This is a genomic window from Bradyrhizobium sp. WYCCWR15520, from assembly GCF_056174665.1.
Genome location: NZ_JBWBWM010000121.1, coordinates 1 through 3,120, shown reverse-complemented (window position 1 = coordinate 3,120; position 3,120 = coordinate 1). Strand labels below are relative to the sequence as shown.

Annotated in this window: 4 protein-coding genes; 2 read left to right on the top strand and 2 right to left on the bottom strand. The window is 57.3% G+C overall.

Annotation, left to right across the window (positions count from 1 at the left end; genetic code table 11):
• Positions 1-111: 111 nt before the first annotated feature.
• Positions 112-315, bottom strand: a complete 204-nt coding sequence (locus tag AC0QUY_RS42330) for a hypothetical protein (RefSeq protein ID WP_475391705.1) — start codon at positions 313-315, stop codon at positions 112-114.
• A gap of 990 nt (positions 316-1,305) precedes the next feature.
• Here AC0QUY_RS42330 and AC0QUY_RS42325 point away from each other — a divergent pair.
• Positions 1,306-1,554, top strand: coding sequence for a DUF3551 domain-containing protein (locus AC0QUY_RS42325; RefSeq protein WP_161854524.1), 249 nt, complete (start codon positions 1,306-1,308; stop codon positions 1,552-1,554).
• 493 nt (positions 1,555-2,047) lie between these two features.
• On the opposite strand, the gene AC0QUY_RS42320 is transcribed toward AC0QUY_RS42325, so the two are convergent.
• The gene (locus AC0QUY_RS42320) at positions 2,048-2,269 is read right to left on the bottom strand and encodes a hypothetical protein (RefSeq protein WP_475391703.1); all 222 of its coding nucleotides are present in this window, start codon (positions 2,267-2,269) and stop codon (positions 2,048-2,050) included.
• Between the two features lie 90 nt (positions 2,270-2,359).
• Between AC0QUY_RS42320 and AC0QUY_RS42315 the strand changes: the two genes are divergently transcribed.
• The gene (locus AC0QUY_RS42315; protein WP_210255648.1) at positions 2,360-2,647 is read left to right on the top strand and encodes a hypothetical protein; all 288 of its coding nucleotides are present in this window, start codon (positions 2,360-2,362) and stop codon (positions 2,645-2,647) included.
• The last annotated feature ends 473 nt before the right edge of the window (positions 2,648-3,120 follow it).

Below are 3,120 nucleotides of genomic sequence, written 5' to 3'. Positions count from 1 at the left end.
CGCCCAGCCCCGGCAGGCAAAGTCTTGCCCCCGTAAGGTTAACGAAATCTTACCAGTTGCTGGTGCTCGGATTGTAAGGCCCGCCGGGATAAGGCCGCCTTCGACGGCGCGCTAGCCGACGCCGTAGGGCTTGTTGAGAAAGTAATCGCGGTTACCCAGCGCCTTCTCTGCGTATTGGTCGATCGCGACGGTGATTGCCTGAACGTGCTGATAACAATGCCCTTCAAGCGTTGGCCGCTGCCGCAGTTCGGCAAGCGCGTCGATCCAGGGCGAGTTGTCCGCCTTGTCGTCGTACCAATTCAATTGTTCGCGCATCACCAACTCCGGCCGTCAAGCACGCGCCCTTTCGTGGGACCGCCCTGCTCTTTCTTGAGCCGGTCCCGCTCGGCGCAAAGGTCTTCGATCTTCGCCAGCATCCGCTGCAGCAACAGCTCAGCCGACGCCGTCGATATGCCGGCGCGTTGAAGCTGGAGAATCTCCTTACGCTGCCTCCCGACTTGGACGCGCATGCGCTCGATTTCGGAACGGACGTGATCTAGACCCATAGCGCTCCCCCAATGCCTTCTGGATCGTTCGAATGAGCCCATCGGCGCGTCGCTCAAGCTGGTCGTAGAGCTGGAGCCGCCTGAACAGGATCTCGATTTCACGGGCGCTTTTCATATTCCGGGAGATAGTACAAACCATGAACGAGATGACAAGCCGCTAGGAATGGGGCGTGCTGGCTCGGAACACCCAAGAATTATTGCCCCGAGACCAGAAAAGCGCCGGGACGAAACTGTTTTCATGAACCCGACGAAGCTAAACCGAAACAAATGGCCAAGTATCCTCTACCAACACAAGGAAGTGTTATGGACGACGCCGCATCGATCCTATTTCTGATCTTTATAGCTGGGATTGGCGCCGCCGCCTTATGGCCGGGCCGAGCAAGATAAACTTGTTCCCGCGGTTATGATGCCGTCCTAGGTTGACGGTCCAAATGCAAGGTACAGCAAAAGGACGATCGCCGATGCCGTCGCGATGGTATCCAATATGACGCTATGCAGGGAGCGTTGCATATCGGAACGGTAACATCTCAGGTAGGGCCGTCTGCCCTTTACATGGCACAAGTCCGGCCACCGCAAAATCCAATCAAGTCTGACAAGATCGTGTTTCCGGAGCCGTCGAAGAGAGACCAATGACCGCCTTTGTCTACGTCAACACAAGCAGGTCTTTGCCACCACAGACGCCGCGGAAAAATGGTTTGAGGAGAACGATCCTGAAGGCGTTGCCTTTGAGGTCTTGGAGTGAGCGCTGAAGGAGGCTCTGATGCGCATTCTGGTCTTGGCGATTTTGGCGATCGGGATAATCTCAATGGGGCCGGCGGCTGCCCAGATATACGATCCGGCTTATCCGGTTTGCCTGCGGGTATACGGCCCGGCCACCTATTACGAATGCGGATACACGTCGCTGCCTCAATGCAACGCGTCGGCATCGGGCCGCTCGGCACAGTGCGTCATCAATCCATATTTCGGGGGCGCGCAAGCGGGTTATCGGCGGCATGGCCGGGTCTACTAAAGTGAACCACCAGATTGGCCGCAGGACCGCCTATGCCCATGCTGGCGATCTTGGTCCTCGCCATTTGGCAGGTGCTCGGTTCGCTATAAAAGTCCGCGCAAGCTTTGAGCGAACCTAGAGTCCATGCGCGAGAAAGATGATTGCCGTGATGCCTAAAAGAAACAGCGTGGAAATCCACCACGAACGAACGCTGAATTTGATCCACCCCCAGATTGCCCCCAAGATAACGGCCGGCAGGCAATAGCCTGCTGCAAAAGCTAATTTTAGCCCGATCGCCGTGCGCTCCGCGTCCGTCATCGCAGAAACTAGCACAACCGCAGTGATAAGCAGAATAACCTAGCAAAATTGCAACGCGCAGCGCGGCGCTTTGAGCTATTGATGACCGAATTTCAATCGCCCGCCCCCTGTGTAGCCAGCATCCTACATTGAGAGGCTGCCTTACTTTCTTAGCCTATCCAGCGCGCGCAATCGCGCGCTGGAGCAGCTTGTCCCTCTACTTCTTCTTCATGCCGGACTCGCGTTGATTTTTCTCATATAGCGCGCGGTCAGCGGCACTAACCTGGCCCAACATGAGCGGAGCTGCGCCACCCGTGTTCGTGGTCGTGGCGGCGGCGGCAGCGGCAGGTGCCTTCGGCTTCGTCGTTTTCTTGGCTGCCAAAGCGCCAGAAGTGGAGACAGCGAAGATCGCAAGACCGACAAGAATTATTTTCTTCATGCTCAGCTCTCCCTTAACTTGGAAAAAGGACGCGCCGGCAGTCGAACATAAAGCTCGCATCACGGCAAGCTGGAGTGCCACGCTCTAGGCATGACACGTTCCCATTGCGAAAGGCCCGCCAGCGTGAACCGGCGGACTTTGATATTTTGCGGGCAATCAAACGGCCACAGCGGGGCATGCTGTGGCCGTAAGACGCTCGGCGCCGATCGACACCCACTGAAATCCCTCCCCAAGCGCTTCGAGCTTGATCTACATCAATGGCTCACGATGACGCTGGCTCACGTTCGGTTCAATGCGCGGAATACGGTTTTCTTTGTGATTTCGCTCGTCTGGCTGGTCTTCCTGATCGCGGCCGCGCTGTACCTGATCATCCGTTAAACGAATGGACCGCCAGGGTGAACCGGCGGACCTTTCCTTTTGGGAACGGCAAGGCAACTAGGCGCGTTGATACTGGCGCCGGTCATCGTCGCCCCCTGATTGGCGCATTGGAATGACGGCCCCAGTTTTTGAGAGGGCTGGGGCCGTTTCTCATTCAGAGGACCTCGTCCAATAAAAATGGCCCCAGCGCTCACCCTTGCGCCGAGGCCATCCAAAGTATTCCCATTCAATTGCCAGACAGGTAGTGGGTACGCCGATAGAAGCGGGAAAAATCTGGCAAACGTCTGTCCGCTATTGAACGGAACGCAGCAGATCGTTGAGCCGCCGGCCCTGCGTTGGGAGGCCTAGGAACCTGCAGCGTTGCTGAGAGTCGAATCCATCGCTCCCGGGGGATCGTGGAGACAAACCGGGAGAAAGTGGCGGCCCCAGCTATCTCCTCCCAGAGTACTGGGGCCGTTTTCAGGTGCGGCCCG